Below are 3,724 nucleotides of genomic sequence, written 5' to 3' on the forward strand. Positions count from 1 at the left end.
CATCCTGCTCATCGTCTCCAGCGTGCTGCTGGTGCTGCTGGTGCTGCTGCACCGCGGGCGGGGAGGTGGTCTCTCGTCGCTGTTCGGCGGCGGGATGCAGTCGAGCCTCGCGGGCTCCAGCGTGGTCGAGAAGAACCTCGACCGCCTCACCCTCTTCGTCGGCGCGATCTGGTTGATCGCGATCGTCGGGACGGGCCTGCTCATCAAGATCGAGGGTTGACGGCCGGCCCGGACGGCCGCGCCGGGCCTGACGATGCGGAGGTAGCACCGACATGGCCACTGGCAACGCGATCCGGGGAACCCGGGTCGGTTCCGGTCCGATGGGCGAGTCCGAGCGGGGTGAGAGCGCCCAACGGATCGTCGTCTCGTTCTGGTGCTCGAACGGCCACCACACGCAGCCGTCGTTCGCCCACGACGCGGAGCTCCCCAGTACCTGGGACTGCCCCCGCTGCGGCCTGCCGGCCAACACCGACGAGAAGAACCCGCCGCCGGCCCGCCGTACGGAGCCGTACAAGACGCACCTGGCGTACGTGAAGGAGCGTCGCTCCGACGCCGACGGCGAGGCGCTCCTCGAGGAGGCACTCGCCAAGCTCCGCGCCCGTCGCGGAGAGAACTGACACCGCTCCGCGGTCCTGACACAGTGGGCGCGTGGCCGCCCCCGCTGAGATCACCGACACCCGTTTCTCGTTGAGCCAGGCCGACATCCCGTCGGCCTGGTTCAACGTCGCTCCGCACCTGTCGAGTCCGCTCGACCCGCCGCTGCACCCGGCCACCCGGGAGCCCGTCGGTCCCGACGACCTCGCGCCGCTCTTCGCGGCCGAGCTCATCGGGCAGGAGATGTCGGCCGACCCGTGGGTCGACATCCCCGGCCAGGTCCTCGACGTCCTGCGGCTGTGGCGGCCCACGCCGCTGATCCGCGCGCGCCGCCTCGAGCAGGCGCTGCAGACCACGGCCCGGATCTACTTCAAGGACGAGTCGGTCTCGCCGGCCGGGTCCCACAAGCCGAACTCGGCGGTGCCGCAGGCGTACTACAACGCCCGCGAGGGGATCACGCGCCTGGCCACCGAGACCGGAGCGGGTCAGTGGGGCACCGCGCTGTCCTTCGCGTGTGCCCAGTACGACCTCGAGTGCGCCGTCTACATGGTCCGCCGGAGCTTCGAGCAGAAGCCCTACCGCAAGGTGATCATGGAGACGTGGGGCGGCAGCGTCGTCCCCTCCCCGATCGACGACCCCGAGAACGCCGGCTCGCTCGGGGCGGCGATCTCCGACGCGGTGCGCGACGCCGTCGGGCGCAACGACACCCACTACGCCCTCGGCTCGGTGCTCAACCACGTGCTGCTCCACCAGACCGTCATCGGCCTCGAGGCCCAGCAGCAGCTGGCGATGGCGGGGGAGACGCGGCCCGACGTCGTGATCGCCCCGTGCGGAGGCGGCTCCAACCTCGGCGGGATCGCCCTGCCGTTCCTGCCCGACCCCGCGGTGCGGCTGCTCGCCGCCGAGCCCGCCTCGTGCCCGACCCTCACGCAGGGGAGCTACGAGTACGACTTCGGCGACACCGCCGGGCTCACCCCGCTCATGAACATGTACACGCTGGGCCACGACTTCATGCCGCCCGGCATCCACGCGGGCGGGCTGCGCTACCACGGCGACTCGCCGATCATCTCCAAGCTCGTCCACGAGGGCCGCATGGAGGCCGTCGCGCACCGGCAGCGCACGGTGTTCGAGGCGAACGTGCTGTTCGCCCGCGTCGAGGGCAAGCTCCCGGCGCCCGAGGCCGGCCACGGGATCGCCTCGGTGATCGCGGAGGCCAACGACGCGACCGCGAAGGGCGAGGACCGCGTCATCCTGTTCAACTACTGCGGCCACGGCCTGCTCGACCTGTCGGCCTACGAGGACTACCTCGCCGGGACGCTGCCCGAGGAGCCGTAGCGGCCGGTCAGCCGTCGATCCCCCGGGCGCGGCTCCACCAGGTCAGACGACCGGGGAGAGCATCGTCGGCGCCCCGGCGTCGACCGACTCCCACGCGGCCGCCAGTCGCGCCACGGCGTCGTCGAGCACGTCGACGGGATGGGTGTACGGCACGCGCAGGAACCCCTCGAAGGCTCCTCCGGTGCCGAACCGCGGGCCCGCCGCGAGGTGCAGGCCGTGGCGCGCGGCCGCCTCCACCAGCCCGCTGGACCGCGGCGCGTGGAGGTCGACCCAGAGGCTCAGCCCGCCCGACGGGCGGGACGCCGACCAGTCCGGGAGCGCCCGGGCGAGCGCGGCGAGCAGGTGGTCGCGCCGCGCCGCCATCGTCGTGCGGCGAGCGGGCAGCACGGCGTCGAGACGGCGCAGCAGGGCCAGGGCGACGAGCTGTTCGAGCACCGGCGAGGCGATGTCGTCGGAGGCGCGGCTCGTCGCGACCCGGCGCAGCACCGCCCGTGGCCCGCGCAACCAGCCGATCCGGACGCCGCCCCAGATGGTCTTGCTCAGCGAACCGAGGGTCAGCACCGGCGCCTCCCCGGCCACCGTCGCCCACGAGCCCACGGGCGGCGGGACGGGCTCGTCGAGCCACAGGTCGCGCAGGCAGTCGTCGATGACCAGCGGCACCGCGTGCCGGCGGGCCGCGGCGACCACGGCACCGCGCGTCTCGGCGTCCATGACCCCGCCGGTCGGGTTGTGGTGGTCGGGCACGAGGTAGGCGAGTGCGGGCGCGGAGTCGCGCAGCGCGGAGGCGAACGCGGCGACGTCCCATCGGACCCGCCCGGCGTCGTCACGGTCCCCCGTCGCTCCGCTCGCCCCGTCGCGGTCGAGGGCCATGGGGACCGGGCGCGCCGACGCGTGGCGGACGAGGTCGATCGCGTTCGGGTAGGTCGGCTGCTCGAGCAGGATGCGGTCCCCGGGCCGGGCGAGCGCCCGCACGACGAGCGCGTGGGCGTGCTGCGAGCCGGCGGTCACCATCACCTCGTCCGGGGTGGTCGCCAGGCCCTGGGCGGTCAGCCGATCGGCGATGGCCGTGCGCAGGGCGAGCAGCCCGAGCAGGTCGTACCCCGGCCCGACGAGGTGGTCCGGCAGGGCCGCCAGCGCCTCCTGGCCGGCGAGGGCCATCACGTCGGCCGGCGCCGCGGGCGCGGCGTGGGCGAGGTCGATGACGCCGGGGTTGGAGCCGGAGGGCCCGACCGCCCCGAGCGGCGCGAACGGCGCCACGGGGGTCGGCGACGGGTCGGTGGGCAGCGCCGTCCAGGTCCCCGATCCACGCCGGCGGGCGAGGTGCCCGCTCTCGCGGAGGTCCTCGTACGCGGCGGCGACCGTGCCCCGGCCGACGCCGAGGGCCACGGCGAGCTCCCGCTCGCTGGGGACGCGGGTCCCGACGGCGAGGCGGCCGTCCGAGAGCAGCGTGCGGACCCGGTCGGCCAGCGCCGCGTACCCGGCCCGGCCGTTCCCGGTCACCGCGCCGAGGTGGCGGACGAACGCGGACCCGTTCAGCTGCTGCTCCATCCCGCCACCTGTCAATTCTGCCAATCGTCCTGCCACTTGGCGGTCAGTGGCCGTCGCTCACCTGCCACTCGTCGGCCACTGTAGACCTCGAACCTGCCACATCGAAGGAGCACGACATGATCACCGTCCTCGGAGCCGTCGTCGTCCTCGCCGTCCTCGCGGTCGCGCGCTACGGCGCCGACAGCCGCTTCGACAGCGGCCCCGATCCGCGGGATCCCGCCCGGCCCCGGGGCCCGCAGTACGCGCA

Annotated in this window: 4 protein-coding genes; 3 read left to right on the forward strand and 1 reads right to left on the reverse strand. The window is 74.1% G+C overall.

Features of this window, described 5'->3' with window-relative positions:
- The first annotated feature begins 1 nt into the window (after position 1).
- The 3 genes from secG to AC0CYZ_RS24455 are packed head-to-tail and all read left to right on the forward strand — an operon-like array spanning position 2 to position 1,929.
- Entirely contained in the window at positions 2–220 is a 219-nt protein-coding gene (secG, locus tag AC0CYZ_RS24445; protein WP_472220163.1) for a preprotein translocase subunit SecG, read from the forward strand.
- A 52-nt stretch (positions 221–272) separates the two neighbouring features.
- The gene (locus AC0CYZ_RS24450; RefSeq protein ID WP_472220165.1) at positions 273–617 is read left to right on the forward strand and encodes an RNA polymerase-binding protein RbpA; all 345 of its coding nucleotides are present in this window, start codon (positions 273–275) and stop codon (positions 615–617) included.
- Positions 618–648: 31 nt separating this feature from the next.
- Positions 649–1,929 carry a TrpB-like pyridoxal phosphate-dependent enzyme gene (locus AC0CYZ_RS24455; protein ID WP_472220167.1) on the forward strand — a complete coding sequence of 427 codons (1,281 nt, stop codon included), beginning with the start codon at positions 649–651 and terminating at the stop codon, positions 1,927–1,929.
- Positions 1,930–1,971: 42 nt separating this feature from the next.
- Here the strand turns inward: AC0CYZ_RS24455 and yczR are convergent, their stop codons facing one another.
- Complete coding sequence (gene yczR / locus AC0CYZ_RS24460; RefSeq protein WP_472220169.1) at positions 1,972–3,477, reverse strand: MocR-like transcription factor YczR; 1,506 nt, start codon at positions 3,475–3,477, stop codon at positions 1,972–1,974.
- Positions 3,478–3,724: the final 247 nt, after the last annotated feature.

The organism is Actinomycetospora sp., from assembly GCF_055612215.1.

Excerpts from the sequence above, each read along its gene's own strand:
- AC0CYZ_RS24450 (WP_472220165.1), top strand. The coding sequence starts at position 273 with ATGGCCACTGGCAACGCGATCCGGGGAACCCGGGTCGGTTCCGGTCCG.
- yczR (WP_472220169.1), bottom strand. The coding sequence starts at position 3,477 with ATGGAGCAGCAGCTGAACGGGTCCGCGTTCGTCCGCCACCTCGGCGCG.